The following is a 17,801-nucleotide window of genomic DNA, read 5'->3' on the forward strand; positions in this document are numbered from 1 at the left end:
CGGTAACGCCTCTTCAAGTAAGCAAATCGGTACAGACCTTACACAACCTTTACCTAGTGGTAGTGCTGTTTTCGTGAAATACGTTGTCTTAAAAGTATCCCCGCGACAATCCTTGAGTCTATTGATTGCAGACCACAAGCGCAGGGGCCAACCGAGGAAAGACCATGATTCGTAAAATCCCCAGGATCGCCTTGCTGATCGGGGCACTCGCTGTAGCCGGCCAAGCCTGCGCCCATGGTGGCGGTTGGGGTGGCCCGGCCGTATTGGGTGCGGTTGTCGGCGCAGCCGTAGTGGGCTCAGTGATCGCCAGCCATGATCGGCCGGTATATGTGCAGCAGCAACCGGTGTATTACCAACCGCAGCCGGTGTATGCCGCCCCGCCACCGGTCTATTACCAGCCGGCGCCGGTGTATGTGCAGCAGCCGGTGTATTACCGCCCGGCGCCGGTGTATTACGGGCCACCACGCGGTTATTACGGCCCGCCCCGCGGCTATTACGGGCGCGGCTGGTAAGCCCAGCAGAAAAAGCCTCGCCCTCCAGGCGGGGCTTTTTTATGGGCTGCCAGGTCTGAATAAATCTCGCCAAGGTCGCTATCGAGACAACGCCGACTGTTAAATCCGACATTATTAAGGCCAAAGTGCACTTGCCCAACCGGGGGGCGCGCTGTCATGTTTGTGTCACGCGGCACTCTCACTATCAAAACTGTCCCCCATAACAGGTCATAACAACAAGGACGACCCAGCATGCCCACACAAAACCCGCACCGTACCGCCGGCCTCTGCACTTCGAGCAAGGTCTACAGCGCCTTGACCGAACTCAAGCACCTGGAGGGCCATCGCAGCGCCAAGTTTCTCTCGCTGCTGGCAGAAAACCTGGTCCACAAGGGCCTGCTCAATGAACAGGAAGTGCTGCACATGCTGGACCAGGTGGTTGACTGAACCCCTGCCGGCGCAGTCTCGATCGCAGTGATGTTGACTATCGAGCAGGGTGATTTTCCCTCGCCGCCTGGCCGCCGTAAGGTGACCTCCATCAGCAATGGAGGTAGATATGCCCACTATCCAGATCATGTCCGTCATCGGCAGTGCCGTCCCCGGCCCCCTGCGGGAACTGGGTTTGCTCGCCTGCTGGTACCTGGTACGCGACGGTGAAGCCATCAGCGGCCCACTGACTTCACTACCCGACGCCCAGGCCCTGTCACGCAAGATGGCCCATTGCTTCTCAGCCTAGGGCAATGGCAGCCGCACCCGCGGTTTGGTCTCGACAAATAGCGCCCAACTGGAGATAAACAGCGCGGCAATCAACGGCCCGATGACAAAGCCATTGAGGCCGAAGATCGACAGGCCGCCCAGGGTCGAGATCAGGATCAGGTAATCCGGCATTTTGGTGTCCTTGCCCACCAGGATCGGGCGCAGCACGTTGTCCACCAGGCCGATCACAAACACCCCGAACAAGGCCAGCACCACCCCCTGCCAGATTGAACCGCTGAGCAGGAAATAAGCGGCCACCGGCCCCCAAACGATCCCCGCACCCACGGCCGGCAGCAAAGACAGAAACGCCATCAATACCGCCCAGAGCAACGCGCTGGGGATATCCAGGAACCAGAAGATCAGGCCGCCCAACGCGCCCTGGGTCACCGCCACCAGCACATTGCCCTTTACGGTCGCGCGCACCACGCGGTTGAACTTCAGTTGCAGGCGACGCTTCTGCGGCTCGGCCAGCGGCACCGCCGTGCGCACTTTGCGCACCAGGTCGGGGCCGTCGCGCAGCAGGAAGAACAGCAAGTACAGCATGATGAAAAAGCTCACCAGGAAATCAAAGGTGCCCTGGCCAAAGCTGAACGCCTGGCTGGCAAAGAACTGGCTGCCCTGCATCGCGCCCTTGACGATTTTCTCGCGCAGGCCTTCCAGGTTGCCCATGCCGAAGCGGTCCAGCAGGTGCTGGAAGTACGGCGGCAGGAAGTTCTTGAATTGTTCGATGTAGCCGGCCACATCCAATTTGCCGCTTTCGACGTTTTTGTACAGCGTCGCCCCCTCCTGCACCAGCAAGGCGCTGGTGATGATCACCGGCAAAATCGCGATCACCAGGCACACCATCAGGGTACACAACGACGTCAGGTTGCGGTTCCAGCCAAACTTGAGCTGCAGGCGGCGCTGCATGGGCGCAAAGATGATCCCCAGGATGACCGCCCAGAACACCGCGCCATAGAACGGCAACAGGATCCAGAAGAATGCGAGGGTCACGATGACCAGCAGCAACAGCAGGGTTTTGAATTGCAGATTCGTTTGGTTCATGTCCGATCCGTACCAGAAAAACGCCGGGCGCCCAGCGCGCCCTGTTGCTTAGTCCGCCGGGCGTCGCACGAGTGCCATCTTTATTTCTACAGCGTAGACCCAGATCAATAAGCGCCCGCCCCGGCTCGGCTACCCTGCCGCCCTTTTGCGACCCAAATCCCCATGCTCCCTGTCCTTGCCCCCGAATTGCTCGCCCCTGCCGGCACCCTGAAAAACATGCGCTACGCCTTTGCCTACGGTGCCGACGCGGTCTACGCCGGCCAGCCGCGCTACAGCTTGCGGGTGCGCAACAACGAGTTCGACCACGCCAACCTGGCCCTGGGCATCGCCGAGGCGCAGGCCCAGGGCAAGCGCTTTTATGTGGTGGTCAACATTGCGCCGCACAACGCCAAGCTCAAAACCTTTCTCAAGGACCTGGAACCGGTGATCGCCATGGGCCCGGACGCGCTGATCATGTCCGACCCGGGCCTGATCATGCTGGTGCGCCGGCACTTCCCGCAGATGCCGATCCACCTGTCGGTACAGGCCAATACGGTGAACTGGGCCAGCGTCGAGTTCTGGCAGCAGCAAGGCATCTGCCGGATCATCCTGTCGCGGGAATTGTCCCTGGAAGAAATCGCCGAGATCCGCCAGCACGTGCCGGCCATGGAGCTGGAAGTGTTTGTGCATGGCGCACTGTGCATGGCCTATTCCGGGCGCTGCCTGTTGTCGGGCTATATGAACAAGCGCGATGCCAACCAGGGCACCTGCACCAACGCCTGCCGCTGGAAATACCAGGCCACCCCGGCGGTCGAAAACACCGTGGGTGATATCGTCCAGCAGTATCAACCCGAGCCGACCCTGGGCCTTGGCGCGCCCACCGACCAGGTGTTTCTGCTGCAAGAGGCCAATCGCCCGGATGAGCAGATGCCGGCTTTCGAGGACGAGCACGGCACTTACATCATGAACGCCAAGGACCTGCGGGCGGTGCAGCACGTCGAGCGCCTGACGCAGATGGGCGTGCACTCGCTGAAGATCGAAGGCCGCACCAAATCCCACTTTTATGTGGCGCGCACCACCCAGGTGTACCGCCAGGCCATTGATGATGCAGTGGCCGGGCGCACGTTCGACCGGGGCTTGATGACCAACCTTGAGTCCCTGGCCCAGCGCGGCTACACCGAAGGCTTCCTGCGCCGCCATGTGCACGACGAGTACCAGAACTACCAGAACGGCAGCTCCGTCTCGGAACAACAGCAGTTTGTCGGGGAATTGACCGGCGAACGGCGCGGGGAACTGGCCGAGGTCAAGGTGAAGAACCGCTTTGCCGTGGGCAATCACCTGGAGTTGATGACCCCGGCGGGGAATTTCCACTTTGATTTGGGGATGATGCATAACGCCAAGGGTGAGGCGATCGAAGTGGCGCCGGGGGATGGGCATACGGTGTATGTGCCGGTGCCGTTGGAGATGGATATCGGGTTTGGGTTGTTGATGCGGGATGTGTAGCGGCTGTTAGGGCCTCATCGCGGGCAAGCCCGCTCCCACATTTTGACCGTGTTCACCGATCAAATGTGGGAGCTGGCTTGCCTGCGATGAGGCCAGAACCAGCACCGCAATCGCCAGGTCACACCCTGAACTGCCCCACCAACTCCCCCATTTTGAACTGTGAATACATTCAAATGTAGGAGCTGGCTTGCCTGCGATGGGGCCAGCACCAGCCCCCCAATTACCAGGTCAGATCCTGAACTGCCCCACCAACCCCCACATTTTGAACTGTGAATACATTCAAATGTAGGAGCTGGCTTGCCTGCGATGAGGCCAGCACCAGCACCGCAATCGCCAGGTCAGATCCTGAACTGCCCCACCAACTGCCCCAACCGCTGCCCCAGTTCCGCCAGACTGCGGGAGGTCTGCGCGCCCTGTTGGGTCTCGTCCGCCACGCTGTCCACCGCCACGGCAATCTGATGCACGCTGCGGTTGATCTCTTCGGCCACGGCGGTTTGCTCTTCAGCGGCGCTGGCGATCTGCGCGTTCATCGTGTTGATGGTGCCGATCAGCTGCGCCATGGTATCGAGGGACGCCCCGGCTTCATTGGCCTGGGCCGAGGTGCCGTCGCCGGCATCGCTGGAGCGGCGCATGGATTCCACGGCCGCCTCGGTGCCTTTTTGCAGGCGGTCGATCATGCCCTGGATTTCCTGGGTACTTTGTTGAGTGCGGCTGGCCAGCGCGCGGACTTCATCGGCCACCACCGCAAACCCACGCCCGGCTTCACCGGCACGGGCCGCTTCAATGGCGGCGTTGAGGGCCAGCAGGTTGGTTTGCTCGGCAATCGAACGGATCACCCCAAGCACACTGACAATCGACGACACGTCCTGTTGCAGGCTGTCCAGGGACACGCCACTGCTGCGGATGTCGTTCACCAGCGCATGAATCTGCGCGATGCTGCCATCCACCACACGCTTGGCGGCCTGGCCTTCGGCGTCGGTCTGCTGCGCCGCCACCGCCGCGCCCTGGGCACTGCGCGCCACTTCATGGGCGGCGGATGACATTTCATTGATCGCGGTTGCCACCTGGTCGGTTTCCTGGCGCTGGCGCTCCATGGCCTGCTCCGAACGATGGGCCTGCTCGGACACCTGGCTGACCAGGCCGGTCAGTTGCGAAGTCATGTCGGTGATCTGGCGCACCAGGCCGTGGATCTTGTCGACAAACCGGTTGAACGAGCCCGCCAGTTCACCCAGTTCGTCCTGGCTGGTGATTGCCAGGCGGCGCGTCAAGTCACCCTCACCGGCGGCGATGTCGTCGAGGTTGGCCTTCATCAGGTGCAAGGGACGCAAGATGGTATTGGCCAGCAGCATGCCCACTGCCGCGATCAGCAACAGCAGCACCGCCGCAATACCGATAATGCTCAACAACACCCCTTCCATACGCTCGTTGACCTTGGCTTCCACCTCGCTGACCAGGGCGTCGATACCGTCGAGGTTGACTGACGTACCGATCACCATGTCCCACTTGGGCAGGTATTCGGTGTAGCCGAGCTTGGGCACCAGTTCGGTTTGCCCCGGCTGGGTCGAGCTGTATTGCAGGTAGTGGCTGCCGTCCTTGCCGACCTTCACCAGGTCGCGGTTGACGTAGACACCGTTGGGGTCGCGGTTGTCCTTGAAGCTTTTGCCCACGCCGTCGGGGCTGTTGCCCTTGAACAGGCGGATGGTTTCGGAGTCGTAGCCGAAGAAATAGCCGTCCTTGCCGTAGGTGGTGTTGGACAGCAACTTGACCACCTGCGCCCGCGCCTCTGTGTCGCCAGGGGCTGCGGCGTCGTACAGCGGCTTGATGGTGGTCATCGCCACCTCGACATAACTTTGCAGGGTGGCCTTGGCGTTGTTGAGCAGGCGCTGGCGGGTTTCGGCCACCTCGGTGCGCGCCTGTTCCTTGAGGATCCACACCGTGGTCAGGCTGATGACCACCGCGAACAACAACACCGGCAATACGGCAAGGGACAGGACTTTGGCCTTCAGACTCAGACGCATGGATCTTCTCTCTTGTAGGGCAACGTTAAGAGGTTAACGGCCCGCAGAGAAAAAACTGTAGGAGCCGGCAAGCCGACTCCTACAGGGGGTGTTACAGGGTCATCGCGGCAAACCAGCCGAACACCAGCAACGGCAGGTTGTAGTGCAGGAAGGTCGGGACCACGGTGTCCCAGATATGGTGATGCTGGCCGTCGATATTCAGACCCGAGGTCGGCCCCAGGGTGGAGTCCGACGCTGGAGAGCCGGCGTCGCCCAGGGCCCCGGCGGTGCCGACGATGCAGACGATGGCCAGCGGGCTGAACCCCAGTTGCACACACAGCGGCACAAAAATCGCCGCAAGGATCGGCACGGTGGAGAATGACGAGCCAATGCCCATGGTCACCAGCAGGCCCACCAGCAGCATCAACAGCGCCCCCACGCCACGGCTGTGGCCGATGAAGGCGGCGGAGGCCTGCACCAGCGTCTGTACCTGGCCGGTAGCCTTGAGCACTTCGGCAAATCCGGAAGACGCGATCATGATGAAGCCAATCATCGCCATCATCTTCATGCCTTCGGTGAACAGGTCATCGGTGTCGCGCCAGCGCACGATGCCCGATACCGAGAAGATCAGGAAACCCGCCAAGGCGCCGATGATCATCGAGTCCAGCCACAACTGGATAATAAAGGCCGAGGCAATGGCCAGCCCGGCCACCAGCAGGGTCAGCGGGTTGTATTGCACCGCCACTTGCTCGACCCGTTCGATTTTCTCCAGGTCATAGACGCGCTTTTTGCGGTAGCTGATAAACACCGCCACCAGCAGGCCGAACACCATGCCCAGCGCCGGGATGCCCATGGCCTGGGTGACATTGACCTGGCTGATATCCACCCCGCTCTTGGCAACGTTGGCCAGCAGGATCTGGTTGAGGAAGATGTTGCCGAAGCCCACCGGCAGGAACATGTACGGGGTGATCAGGCCGAAGGTCATGACGCAGGCGATCAGGCGCCGGTCAATCTGCAACTTGGTCAGCACATACAGCAGCGGTGGCACCAGCAGCGGGATAAAGGCGATATGGATCGGCAGGATGTTCTGCGAGGCAATCGCTACCGCGCCCAGCAGGCAGATCAGCAGCCATTTGACGTGACTGCCGCCGGTAGCCTCCTGGCGGTCCACCAGCAGCAGGGCCTTGTCCGCCAGGGCGTGGGCCAGGCCGGACTTGGCAATCGCCACGGCGAAAGCACCGAGCAACGCGTAGGACAGCGCCACTGTGGCACCGCCGCCCAGGCCGCTGTTGAACGCGCTGAGCGTCGCGTCGATCCCCAGGCCGCCGGTCAAGCCGCCGACCAGCGCGCCGACGATGATCGCGATGACCACATGCACGCGGGACAGGCTGAGCACGAGCATGGTACCGACCGCGGCGATTACTGCGTTAATCATGGTTACCTCAAGACAGAAACATAAAAACAACACGCGCCGGCGCCCTGGCCAGATGGCGACCACGGCACACGCAGAAAGGGAGTTTTATTAGAGGGCGCGCACTTTGCAGCAGCCGGCGCGTCATGTCAAAGCGCGACGTCGCAAACAGAATTCAATTGATCGTATGAATAAAGAAAAAAACCACGCGGCCGATACAACGGATCATCTCTGTCGTAACGAAAGGTTAAGGATCTCCATGTCGCTCAGGCAGCTGTCCATTCAATGGAAAATCACCCTCCTCGCCGGCCTTTGTCTGTTGGGGATCGTGACCCTGCTGGTGGGTCTGTCGCTGTATCGGATGGACCAGAGCTCACAAAGGGTCCAGACCTCCAGCACGCAGATGCTCAATGTCGCGGCCCAATCGCGCATCGAAGCCCAGGGTGAAGTCCAGGCCCTGGGCATCCGCCAGCAATTTATGGACGCCTATCAGTACGGCCATGGTTTTTCGCGCCAGGTGCTGTTTTTGCGCGAACAGGCCGAGAAGCGCTTTCTCGATGCCTTCGACCTGCGTGAGGACCTGACCCGCCAGGTCAAGGCTGCCCTGCAAGCCAACCCGGACCTGCTGGGCCTGTCCCTGGTCTTTGAAGCCAATGCCCTGGATGGCAAGGATGAGCTGTTCGCCGGCCAGGCGGAGCTGGGCAGCAATGAAAAGGGACGCTTTGCCCTGTACTGGTCGCAGCCGACACCCGGCACGCTGACCTCGATGGCGCTGCCGGAAAGCGATATGTCCGACACCAGCGTCGGCCCCAGCGGCGAAAAGGCCAACACCTGGTTCACCTGCCCGCGCAGCACGCTCAAGCCGTGTGTGATCGAGCCGTACTTCTATGTGATCGACGGGCACAACGTATTGCTGACCAGCATCGTGTTCCCGCTCATGGTCAATGGCAAAGTCATCGCCTCGCTGTCGGTGGACATCAACCTCAACAGCCTGCAGGCCGTCAGCCAGAACGCCAGCCGCAAACTGTATGACGGCCAGACCAACGTCAGCATCATCAGCCCGGTGGGTTTGCTCGCCGGCTACAGCCCGGATGCCAGCAAGCTCAGCCAGCGCCTGGACAGCGTGGATACCGCCAGCGGCGCGCAACTGATCAGCGCCATGGCCAGCAGCACCCAGACCTACAGCCTGCGTACCGATCATCAACTCAAGGTCCTGGCCCCCTTCCAGCCCATTCCCAATGGCAAGTCCTGGGGCGTGTTGCTGGATGTGCCGGAAAAAGTCCTGATCGGCCCCGCGCAAGCCCTCAAGGCCGAGCTGGATGCCGACAACACCAAAGGCACCCTGCTGGAACTGGGCCTGGGCCTGCTCGCCGCCATCGTCGGCTTGCTGTTGGTGTGGCTGATGGCCCGCAGCGTGACCCGGCCGATCCTCGGCGTGGCCCGTATGCTGGAGGATATCGCCAGCGGCGAAGGCGACCTGACCCGGCGCCTGGCCTACGACAAGCGCGATGAGCTGGGCGAGTTGGCCAGTTGGTTCAACCGCTTCCTCGACAAACTGCAACCGATCATTGCCGAGGTCAAACGCTCGGTACAGGACGCGCGCAGCACCGCCGACCAATCGGCGGCAATAGCCAGCCAGACCAGCGCCGGCATGGACCAGCAGTACCGCCAGGTGGATCAGGTGGCCACCGCCTCCCACGAAATGAGCGCCACCGCCCAGGATGTCGCGCGCAGCGCCGCCCAGGCAGCACAAGCCGCCCGCGATGCCGACCAGGCCACCCGCGAAGGCCTGACCGTGATCGACCGCACCACCACCAGCATCGGCCACCTCGCCGCCGACATGAGTACGGCGATGGCCCAGGTCGAAGGCCTGGCGGCCAATAGCGAGCAGATCGGTTCAGTGCTGGAAGTGATCCGCGCGATTGCCGAACAGACCAACCTGTTGGCGCTCAACGCCGCCATCGAAGCCGCCCGCGCCGGTGAGGCCGGGCGCGGTTTTGCGGTGGTGGCGGACGAAGTGCGCAACCTCGCGCGGCGCACCCAGGAGTCGGTGGAAGAAACCCGCCAAGTGATCGAACAGTTGCAAAACGGCACCCAGGAAGTGGTGAGTTCCATGAACAACAGCCACCGCCAGGCCCAGGGCAGTGTCGAGCAGGTGGGCCAGGCCGTCACGGCATTGCGCCAGATCGGCGACGCCGTGACTGTGATCAGCGACATGAACCTGCAGATCGCCAGCGCCGCCGAACAGCAAAGCGCGGTGGCCGAGGAGATCAACAGCAACGTGGCGACGATTCGCGACGTGACCGAATCGCTGTCAGGCCAGGCCAATGAATCGGCGCGGGTCAGCCAGACGCTGAACAGCCTGGCCAATCAGCAACAGGGGTTGATGGACCAGTTCCGAGTCTGATGGCGCCTTAAAATGCGCGGGGCCTGGCGCTGGATGCAACATCCAGCTCACACCCCCACAGCTCCAGCGCCGGTCGGCTCGCGTGTGGCGGGCCGAGCCAGGCGCTCAGCCAGTGGCAGCGCTGGTTGAAGCACACCTGATAATCCCCGGCCTCGGGGGCTCGCCCCACACGTAACGGTTGCACAGGCGGCAACTGACGCCGGTAATGCCAACTGCCCTCGCGCAGTTCGGCGCCGTGCGGGATTTCCATGCCTGCCCCGGAACCCTTGACCCGCGCCTCGCCCAGCAGCAATCCCTCGGGCGTTACGCGGTAGTCCTCCTCCCAGCGCACTTTCTCAACGGTATGGGTCCAGGCCAGGGTGAAGGCTGGCGTGGGGATTTGTGCCCAGACCGCGCCGGCCAACCCCAGGCACAGGCCGATCACGCAGTGGCCACCTGAGCTCGGCGAGCACGCCAGCAGTGCTGTGCGATCAACAGTACGGCCAGGGCGAAGCCGATTTCATCGCTTAACGGCGTCGCCAGAATCAGGCTGGCACCGGCGGCAAAGCCCAGCATGCGTTCCCACCCACTGAGCCGAGTCTGTAGGTAACCGGTGAACACCGCGCCCCAGATGCCAATGGCCAGCAGCGCCTTGGCCACCACATACAGTGTGGCCAGCAGACTGTCGCCCTGGAGCATCAACGCCGGCTCGTACACCGCCATGAACGGCACGACAAACCCGGCCACCGCGATGCGGATCGCCCACAGGCTGATGTTCAGGCCGCTTGCCCGGGCAATCGGCGCCGCCGCGAAACAGGCCAGCGCCACCGGTGGCGTGAGGTCCGCCATGATGCCGAAATAGAACACGAACATGTGCGACACAATCAGCGGCACCCCCAGGTCGAGCAAGGCCGGGGCGGCAATCGAACTGGTGATGATGTAGTTGGGAATGGTCGGGATGCCCATGCCCAGCACCAGGCAAGTGAGCATGGTGAGCAGCAGCGACAGGAACAGGCTGTCCTGGCCGATGGCAAGGATATAGCCGGCAAAGGTGGAGGCCACCCCGGTCAGCGACACCACGCCGATGATCACCCCCACCAGGGCGCAGGCGATGCCCACCGGCAAGGCATGGCGCGCGCCTTCGACCAGCGCATGCAGGCAGAGGCCCAGGGTGTCGCGGCCGCCCTTGATAAACCAGCACACCGCCACCAGCAGCGCCACCACCCCGAACACCATGCCGATACCCAGCCGGAAGAACCCCGCGCAGAGCACGCCCAGGGCAATCCAGAAGGCCAAGCGCATGACCCTGGATGAAACACGCAGGATGATCGCCGAACCAAGAATCACGATGGACGTCAGTGCCAGGCCGACCATGCCCGAGAACAACGGTGTGCGCCCGGAAAACAGCAGGTAGATCAGCACCAACAGCGGTATCAGCAAGTACCAGCGCTGTTTGACCGCCGCCCAGGGGTTGGGGCATTCGCTCTTGGGCAGGCCACACAGGTTGGAGCGCCGGGCTTCCAGGTGAACCATCCAGAACACCGAGCCGAAGTACAGCAAGGCCGGAATCAGCGCGGCCCTGGCCACCTCGAAGAACGGCACGTTGATCGTCTCGGCCATGATAAACGCCACTGCGCCCATGATCGGCGGCATGATCTGGCTGCCCATCGACGAGGTCGCTTCCACGCCGCCGGCAAACGCCGATTTGTAGCCAAAGCGCTTCATCAACGGGATGGTGAACTGGCCGGTAGTGACCACGTTGGCCACGCCCGAACCGGTGATGGTGCCCATCAGCGCCGACGACACCACCGAAACCTTGGCCGGGCCACCGAGCTTGTGGCCGAACAGGCCCATGGCGAAATCGGTGAACAGCTTGATCATCCCGGCCTGTTCGAGGAACGCGCCGAACAGGATGAACAGGAAGATGTAAGTGGCTGAAACATAGGTCGGCGTGCCATACAGCCCCTCGGTGCCAAAGGCCAGTTGGTTGACGATCTGGTCGATGGCGTAGCCACGGTGCATCAGGTCGCCCGGCAGGTACTGGCCGAACAGGCCGTAGGCCAGGAACAGCGCACAGATCAGCGGCAGGGCAATGCCCATCACCCGTCGCGCGGCTTCAAATACCAGCACGATCAGTAGCAGGCCGACGAACATGTCACTGCCAGTCAGGTCGCCGGAGCGTTGAATCAGGTCGGCTTCGAAATACCACTGGTAGAACGCCGTGGCCATCCCGGCCAGCCCCAGCAGCCAGGCCAGCGGTTGCCAGGGCTGGGCCCTGCCCCGCGCCGGAAAACACATAAACACCACCAGTAACAGGAAGCCCACGTGCACGGCCCGCAGAATCTGGCTGGAAACCGGGTGGAAGGCGGCGGTGATGATCTGGAAGGTGGAAAACAACAGCCCGACATAGAACAGGGCTCGGGGCCAATCCCTGGGATTGGCGGCGAGGCTTTGGTCTTGCTCACTCATGGAGGCACTCCCACATTACAACGTCGATAGGCCAATAAAACCTGGCGTACGGTGTACGCAGGCTTTATTGGTAGCCCTGGCACGTGGGCTATAGGGCGCCCACTTCCCTGTAGAAGCGCTCGGCGCCTGGATGCAGCGGGATCGGCAGGCCCTTGGCCGCGCCTTCGAGCTGGATATCCTTGGCGGCCGAATGGGCATTACCCAGGCGATCGAGGTTGTCGAACATGAGTTTGGTCATCTGGTAGGCCACGTCATCGGGCACACCGTCATGGCTGACCAGGAGGTTGGTGACGGCCACTGTCGATACATCGCTGGCCTGACCGTCGTAGGTGCCCGCCGGGATCGTGCCGGCCTGGTAGGCCGCGTTGCCGATCTTGGCGATAACATCCGCAGGAATGGCAACGAAGGTGACCGGCAGGGTCGCCGCCAGGTCACGAATCGCCGCCATGCCCAGGCCCGAAGACTGCAGGGTGGCATCCAGCTGGCGGTTCTTGATCAACTCCACAGACTCGGCATAAGGCAGGAACTCGACCTTGGCCATGTCTTCGTAGCGCAGGCCAGCCGCCTTGAAGATTGCGCGGGCGTTGAGCTCGGTGCCGGACTTCGGCGCGCCGACGGAGATGCGCTTATTTTTCAGGTCGGCCAGGGTGGTGATGCCGGACTCCTGGCTGGCAACGATCTGAATGTAGTTGGGATAGGTACCGGCAACCGCCCGCAGTTTTTGCAGCGGAGCCTTGAAGCCAGCGTCCTCTACGCCATTCCAGGCATCAGCTACCGAGTCACCGAGGGCAAAGGCCAGCTCGCCGCGACCGGCTTGCAGCAGGTTGAGGTTTTCCACGGAAGCCTTGGTGGCCTGCACCGAGGTCTTCGACCCTTCGATGCCGTTGCTGTAGAGCTGCGACAGGCCCACGCCAATCGGGTAATACACGCCGCTGGTGCCGCCAGTCAGCACGTTGATAAATGTGGGAGCGGCGAGTGCCGCCGTACTTGCGGCAAAGGCTGCGACAGCAGCAAACACGCACAAACGCTTGGTCATTCGCATGGGAGTCACCTTTTATCTTTCTTATTAGGTGCCGAGCAAGCGAGTGCCCGGCTGACAAGTGCTCTGACAGATGCCATGGGTTGCGAGCGGGAAAACCCGCTCGACGTGGCCAGCCAGGCGGCTGTTATAAGCGAAATAGTCCCAGCCAGGCGTTACAGGAAAAGCCTTGTTGCAAATTCCTACAGATCGGAAGCAAGGTGCCATCAGACCTGGCGTCGGGGCAGCTCGATCAGCACCTTGAGGCCGCCCAGTTCACTCTCGTGCAACTGCAATGTGCCACCCCATACCTCGACGATATCGCGCACGATCCCCAGCCCCAGGCCGTGGCCATCGGTCTGTTCATCCAGGCGGGTGCCGCGGCTGAACACCTGGGTGCGCTGGGCCTCGGGAATCCCCGGCCCGTCATCCTCGACCCGCAACTGAAAACCGTGGGGCGCCTCGTCAATGCTCACCCGCACTTCGGCATCCGCCCATTTGCAGGCGTTGTCCAGCAGGTTGCCCAAGAGCTCCAGCAAGTCCTCGCGATCCCACGGCAGTTGCAGGCCGGGGCGAACGTGGTAGCTCAGGTCCAGGTGCTCGCCGTGAATCATGTTCAGGGTCGCCAGCAGGCCCGGCAATTCGCTGTCGCAGTCGAACAGCGCACCGGGCAGGGTTTCACCGGCAAGGCGCGCGCGATTGAGTTCGCGGTTGAGGCGTTGCTGCACCTGCTGTAATTGCTCGCGCAGCAGCTTGGCCAGTTGCGGCTGGTCCTTGAGCTGCTCGCTGGAGGCCACGCTCAACAGTACCGCCAGGGGGGTTTTCAGGGCATGCCCGAGGTTGCCCAGGGCATTGCGCGAGCGCTTGAGGCTGTCTTCGGTGTGGGCCAGCAGGTGGTTGATCTGCGCCACCAGCGGCTCCAGCTCCACTGGCACCTGGGTGTCCAGTTGTGAGCGTTGGCCTTGTTGCAGTTGCGCAATCTGTTCGCGCGCGGTTTCCAGCGGGCGCAAGGCCCGGCGCACGGTGACCCGTTGCAGGATCAGGATCAGCAGCAACGCCGCCAGCCCGAGGACCAGGCCGACCTGGCGCATCAGGCGGAAACTTTCCCGCACGGGCGTGTAGTCCTGGGCCACGCTGATGGAAATCGACTGGCCGAAACGCTTGTAGTCCGAACGCAGCACCAGCAGTTGCTGGCCTTCCGGGCCCAATTGCAGGTTGCCCTGCAGGCCGGCCTGGGGCAGTTGCGGCAGTTCCTGGTCCCAGAGTGAGCGCGAGCGCCAGTGGTGGTCGCTGAAGTCGATACGGAAATAGTGCCCGGAAAACGGCCGCTGATAGGCCGGTGACAAGCGCTGCTCATCCAGTTGCACGCCGCCAGGGCCGCGCACCAGGGCCACCAGCAGGTTTTCGCTGTCATTGCGCAAACCCGACTCCAGGTAGCGCTGCAAACCCATTTCAAACAGCCACAGGCTGGTTTGTGCCAGCACCAGGCCGACGATCACCATCACGCTGATCAGCCCCAGGCTCAACCGCCGCTGGATCGACCTCACGCGGGGCTGGCGCCAAAGCGATAACCCTGGCCGCGCCGGGTTTCAATCACGCTGCGCCCCAGCTTGCGCCGCAGATGGTTGACGTGGACCTCGAGGACATTGGAGTCGCGCTCGGTCTCACCGTCATACAAATGCTCGGCCAGGTGGCTTTTGGAAAGGATCTGTTCGGGATGCAGCATGAAGTAACGCAACAGGCGAAACTCGGCAGCGGTCAGTTGCACCTCGGCACCGTCGCGCATCACGCACTGGCGGCCTTCATCCAGATGCAAGCCTGCCGCCTGCAAGGTCGGCTGGTTGGCCTGGCCATGGGAGCGGCGCAACAACGCCTGGATGCGCAGGTACAGCTCTTGGGGGTGGAACGGCTTGCTCAGGTAATCGTCGGCCCCGGCCTTGAGCCCTTCGATGCGCTCGGCCCAGGAGTCGCGGGCGGTGAGGATCAATACCGGCGTCGCCAGGGCGGCGGCGCGCCATTGGCTCAACACCTCAAGCCCAGGCAGCCCGGGCAGGCCCAGGTCAAGGATGATCAGGTCATAGGGCTCGCTGCGCCCCTGATACACCGCGTCACGCCCGTCCGCCAGCCAATCCACGGCATAACCCTGGGCTTTGAGCCCGGCCAGCAGTTCATCGGCCAACGGTACGTGGTCTTCCACCAGAAGCAGGCGCATCAGTCATCTTCCTCGTCTTTAAGCAGTGCGCCAGTGGTCGCGTCCAGTTTGATTTCCCGGACCACGCCATCGGTGGTCACCAGTTCCACTTCATAGACATAGCTGCCGTGTTTGCTCTCAAGCTCGGCCTCCAGCAACCGGGAGCCGGGATGCCGCGCCATGGCCTGCTGCAACAGTTGTTCAAGGGACAGGATCACCCCCTGCTGGCGCAGTTCCAGGGCTTCATCCTGGTTGAGGTCCCGGGCAGCCACCACCGAGCAAAAGGCCATGAGCACCAGCGCCAATCGACTGCCGGTGCGTAGATTTACCTTCATTACGTATCCTGATGATCCTTGAGGACTTGCCCGGTGACAGCGTCCAATTCCACATCCCACTCGACGCCTTGGGCATCGCGCAGGTCAACCTGGTAAATATATTTGCCGTATTCCTGCTCCAGTTCGGATTCATGCACGGTGCCACCTGGATGTTTGGCCAGGGCGGCGGCATTGAGCTTCTCGAAGGACTGGATGGTACCAGCGTCACGCAATTTCAGCGCTTCATCCGGCCCCAGGTCCCGCGCCTGGGCCAGGCCGGTGGTCAGGGCGATGATACTGGCGGCGACAATTGCTGTGAGGTTTTTCATGACAAGTCTCCATTTCACAATGTTTTACCTACGGCCCCCACAGTACGACGCGCAACTTAACTGAAACTGAATTGCCACTATGGCAATTGTCCCACAACACCTTGCCAGCCCCCTGGGGAAATTTCCTATACTGCCCTGCCCGCCTGCACAGAGATCGGTATGACGGCCATCCACATCAAGTTCCCAGCCCTGACGCTCAAGGCTGGCCAGCGCGCCTTTACACGCATTCGCGAGCACGGCCTCAAACCTCAAGACGTGGGGATTCTGCCCGGCGCGGCCGGGGGCCCCAAGGCCTTGGGCATTCAGGGCCTGGACCTGGCGTTGTTCGGTGACTGGCTGGCACGCGCGCCCCGCGAGCGCGCGCTGATTGGCGCATCGATCGGCTCCTGGCGCTTTGCCAGTGCCTGCCTGCCCGACCCGGTACAAGGCCTGCTCGACCTCGGTCGCCTGTACAACGAGCAACGTTTTGCCAAGGGCGTGACCATGGCCGAGGTCAGCCAGAGCTGCCAGCGCATGCTCGATGACTTGCTGGCCGGGCGCGATGCAACGCTGCTGGATAACCCGCACTATCGCCTGAATATCGTGGTGGTCAAAAGCCATGGCCTGCTCGCCGATGACCACCGTGGGCGCCTGGGCCTGGGCCTGTCTTCGGTGATCGCCGACAACTTGCGCGGCCGTGCGCGACTGTCGCGGCACTTTGAGCGGCTGATCATCCACGACCCGCGCCAGGCCCCGCCGCTGCACCCACTCAAGGATTTCCCGTCGCGCTTCCTCGACCTGGAACTGGGCAACCTGCGCCAGGCCTTGCTGGCGTCCGGCTCGATCCCCATGGTGATGCAAGGCGTGCGCGACTTGCCGGGCGCCGGTGCCGGCACCTATCGCGATGGCGGCCTGCTGGACTACCACCTCGACCTGCCCTACCACGGTGATGACATTGTGCTGTACCCGCACTTCACCGACAGAGTCATCCCCGGCTGGTTCGACAAGAGCCTGCCGTGGCGGCGCAGCAGTCCGCAGGGTTTGCGCGATGTATTGCTGGTGGCCCCTTCACGGGACTACCTGGCCCGCCTGCCCTACGGCAAATTGCCGGATCGCAGCGATTTCAAGCGCTTTATGGGGGACGACACCCGGCGCAATCAGTACTGGCAAACCGCGATGAATGAGAGCCAGCGGCTGGGCGATGAATTCCTTGAACTGGCCGATAGCGGTCGATTGGGTGAGCGTTTGATTGCACTCTAAGCATCGGCCACTGTTTTTTCGAAAAAAATTATTGTAATTCGATAATTATTCATGGATTATTCTTCCATCAACCCCGTATGGATCGACCCATGAGCAATCATCTGCATACCATCTCTACCAACACCCGGCTGCGGTCCATAGGCGCGTTTGCCGCACTGTTGGCGTGGTCGGTCGCGCTGATCGAATTCGGCGCGCCGATTTTGTACTGGATCTTCGACTATCCCACCGCCCTGGCGGAGTATCTCAATGCCTACGGCGAGCAAATGCCTTCGCTGTTAGCCCCTGGCTACCAACCGGCCCCCTGGATCATGGGCCTGGTCCTGGCCCTGGAAATGCTGCCGATCAGCCTTACAGTGCTGGCGCTGGTGCTGACCGGGATCTTTTTCATGCGCCTTTCCAAGGGGCACATCTGGACCGAGGCCAATATCAAGATCCTGTGGTGGATGGGCCTCCTATTCATTGCTACCCCACTGCTGGCACCGGTTGTTTCCACCCTGCAAGGCTTGGCCCTGGCGATTGAAATGCCGCCTGGCGAGCGCACATTCAGCCTCAGTGTGGGTGTATCATCCGCAGCCATCTATGCAATCATACAAGGCATCTTTCTGTGCGCATTCTCATTGATAGTGGCCGAATCAAAAGTTATCGACGATGAAAATAAAAGCATCATCTAACCC

General features: G+C 62.0%; 17 protein-coding genes. 7 read left to right on the forward strand and 10 right to left on the reverse strand.

What is annotated here, in order from left to right; genetic code table 11:
* The first annotated feature begins 164 nt into the window (after window positions 1-164).
* The 3 genes from HBO05_RS23600 to HBO05_RS23610 all read left to right on the forward strand — a co-directional run bounded on the left by HBO05_RS23600 (window position 165) and on the right by HBO05_RS23610 (window position 1,227).
* Complete coding sequence (locus HBO05_RS23600) at window positions 165-512, forward strand: hypothetical protein (RefSeq protein WP_169956210.1); 348 nt, start codon at window positions 165-167, stop codon at window positions 510-512.
* Window positions 513-743: 231 nt separating this feature from the next.
* Window positions 744-938, forward strand: a complete 195-nt coding sequence (locus HBO05_RS23605) for a hypothetical protein (protein ID WP_029296627.1) — start codon at window positions 744-746, stop codon at window positions 936-938.
* Window positions 939-1,047: 109 nt separating this feature from the next.
* On the forward strand, window positions 1,048-1,227 hold the full coding sequence (locus HBO05_RS23610) for a hypothetical protein (protein ID WP_169956212.1): 180 nt from the start codon (window positions 1,048-1,050) through the stop codon (window positions 1,225-1,227).
* Here the strand turns inward: HBO05_RS23610 and HBO05_RS23615 are convergent.
* The gene (locus tag HBO05_RS23615) at window positions 1,224-2,291 is read right to left on the reverse strand and encodes an AI-2E family transporter (RefSeq protein ID WP_169956214.1); all 1,068 of its coding nucleotides are present in this window, start codon (window positions 2,289-2,291) and stop codon (window positions 1,224-1,226) included. The genes HBO05_RS23610 and HBO05_RS23615 overlap by 4 nt on opposite strands.
* A gap of 162 nt (window positions 2,292-2,453) precedes the next feature.
* Between HBO05_RS23615 and yegQ the strand changes: the two genes are divergently transcribed.
* Window positions 2,454-3,773 (forward strand): tRNA 5-hydroxyuridine modification protein YegQ, encoded by a 1,320-nt coding sequence (gene yegQ, locus HBO05_RS23620; protein WP_170057902.1) that lies wholly within the window; start codon window positions 2,454-2,456, stop codon window positions 3,771-3,773.
* A 338-nt stretch (window positions 3,774-4,111) separates the two neighbouring features.
* Here yegQ and HBO05_RS23625 read toward each other — a convergent pair whose 3' ends face one another.
* Together HBO05_RS23625 and HBO05_RS23630 are read right to left on the reverse strand one after the other, a co-directional pair.
* On the reverse strand, window positions 4,112-5,791 hold the full coding sequence (locus HBO05_RS23625; RefSeq protein WP_172314221.1) for a methyl-accepting chemotaxis protein: 1,680 nt from the start codon (window positions 5,789-5,791) through the stop codon (window positions 4,112-4,114).
* A 91-nt stretch (window positions 5,792-5,882) separates the two neighbouring features.
* A complete protein-coding gene (locus HBO05_RS23630; RefSeq protein ID WP_172314259.1) occupies window positions 5,883-7,202 on the reverse strand; it encodes a Na+/H+ antiporter NhaC family protein in 1,320 nt (439 codons plus the stop codon).
* A 238-nt stretch (window positions 7,203-7,440) separates the two neighbouring features.
* Between HBO05_RS23630 and HBO05_RS23635 the strand changes: the two genes are divergently transcribed.
* Window positions 7,441-9,588 (forward strand): methyl-accepting chemotaxis protein, encoded by a 2,148-nt coding sequence (locus HBO05_RS23635; protein WP_172314223.1) that lies wholly within the window; start codon window positions 7,441-7,443, stop codon window positions 9,586-9,588.
* Between the two features lie 7 nt (window positions 9,589-9,595).
* Here HBO05_RS23635 and HBO05_RS23640 read toward each other — a convergent pair whose 3' ends face one another.
* The 7 genes from HBO05_RS23640 to HBO05_RS23670 all read right to left on the reverse strand — a co-directional run bounded on the left by HBO05_RS23640 (window position 9,596) and on the right by HBO05_RS23670 (window position 15,888).
* Entirely contained in the window at window positions 9,596-10,012 is a 417-nt protein-coding gene (locus HBO05_RS23640) for a DUF1850 domain-containing protein (RefSeq protein WP_172314225.1), read from the reverse strand.
* Complete coding sequence (locus tag HBO05_RS23645; RefSeq protein ID WP_172314227.1) at window positions 10,009-12,036, reverse strand: TRAP transporter permease; 2,028 nt, start codon at window positions 12,034-12,036, stop codon at window positions 10,009-10,011. Before HBO05_RS23645 ends, HBO05_RS23640 begins: the two co-directional genes overlap by 4 nt.
* Window positions 12,037-12,124: 88 nt before the next feature.
* Window positions 12,125-13,078: a TAXI family TRAP transporter solute-binding subunit gene (locus HBO05_RS23650; protein WP_172314229.1), complete on the reverse strand. Its 954-nt coding sequence runs from the start codon at window positions 13,076-13,078 to the stop codon at window positions 12,125-12,127.
* A gap of 203 nt (window positions 13,079-13,281) precedes the next feature.
* Window positions 13,282-14,601, reverse strand: coding sequence for a sensor histidine kinase (locus tag HBO05_RS23655; protein ID WP_169957030.1), 1,320 nt, complete (start codon window positions 14,599-14,601; stop codon window positions 13,282-13,284).
* Window positions 14,598-15,266 (reverse strand): response regulator transcription factor, encoded by a 669-nt coding sequence (locus tag HBO05_RS23660; RefSeq protein WP_169957029.1) that lies wholly within the window; start codon window positions 15,264-15,266, stop codon window positions 14,598-14,600. The genes HBO05_RS23655 and HBO05_RS23660 overlap by 4 nt, the downstream gene beginning before the upstream one ends.
* Window positions 15,266-15,580 (reverse strand): PepSY domain-containing protein, encoded by a 315-nt coding sequence (locus tag HBO05_RS23665; RefSeq protein WP_172314231.1) that lies wholly within the window; start codon window positions 15,578-15,580, stop codon window positions 15,266-15,268. The genes HBO05_RS23660 and HBO05_RS23665 overlap by 1 nt, the downstream gene beginning before the upstream one ends.
* On the reverse strand, window positions 15,580-15,888 hold the full coding sequence (locus HBO05_RS23670; protein WP_172314233.1) for a PepSY domain-containing protein: 309 nt from the start codon (window positions 15,886-15,888) through the stop codon (window positions 15,580-15,582). The genes HBO05_RS23665 and HBO05_RS23670 overlap by 1 nt, the downstream gene beginning before the upstream one ends.
* Before the next feature lie 159 nt (window positions 15,889-16,047).
* On the opposite strand from HBO05_RS23670, the gene HBO05_RS23675 reads away from it, so the two are divergent.
* A complete protein-coding gene (locus HBO05_RS23675; RefSeq protein WP_170043188.1) occupies window positions 16,048-17,127 on the forward strand; it encodes a patatin-like phospholipase family protein in 1,080 nt (359 codons plus the stop codon).
* A gap of 89 nt (window positions 17,128-17,216) precedes the next feature.
* The gene (locus HBO05_RS23680; protein WP_172314235.1) at window positions 17,217-17,798 is read left to right on the forward strand and encodes a hypothetical protein; all 582 of its coding nucleotides are present in this window, start codon (window positions 17,217-17,219) and stop codon (window positions 17,796-17,798) included.
* Window positions 17,799-17,801: the final 3 nt, after the last annotated feature.

Source organism: Pseudomonas sp. WS 5079 (genome assembly GCF_012985465.1).
GTDB lineage: Bacteria > Pseudomonadota > Gammaproteobacteria > Pseudomonadales > Pseudomonadaceae > Aquipseudomonas.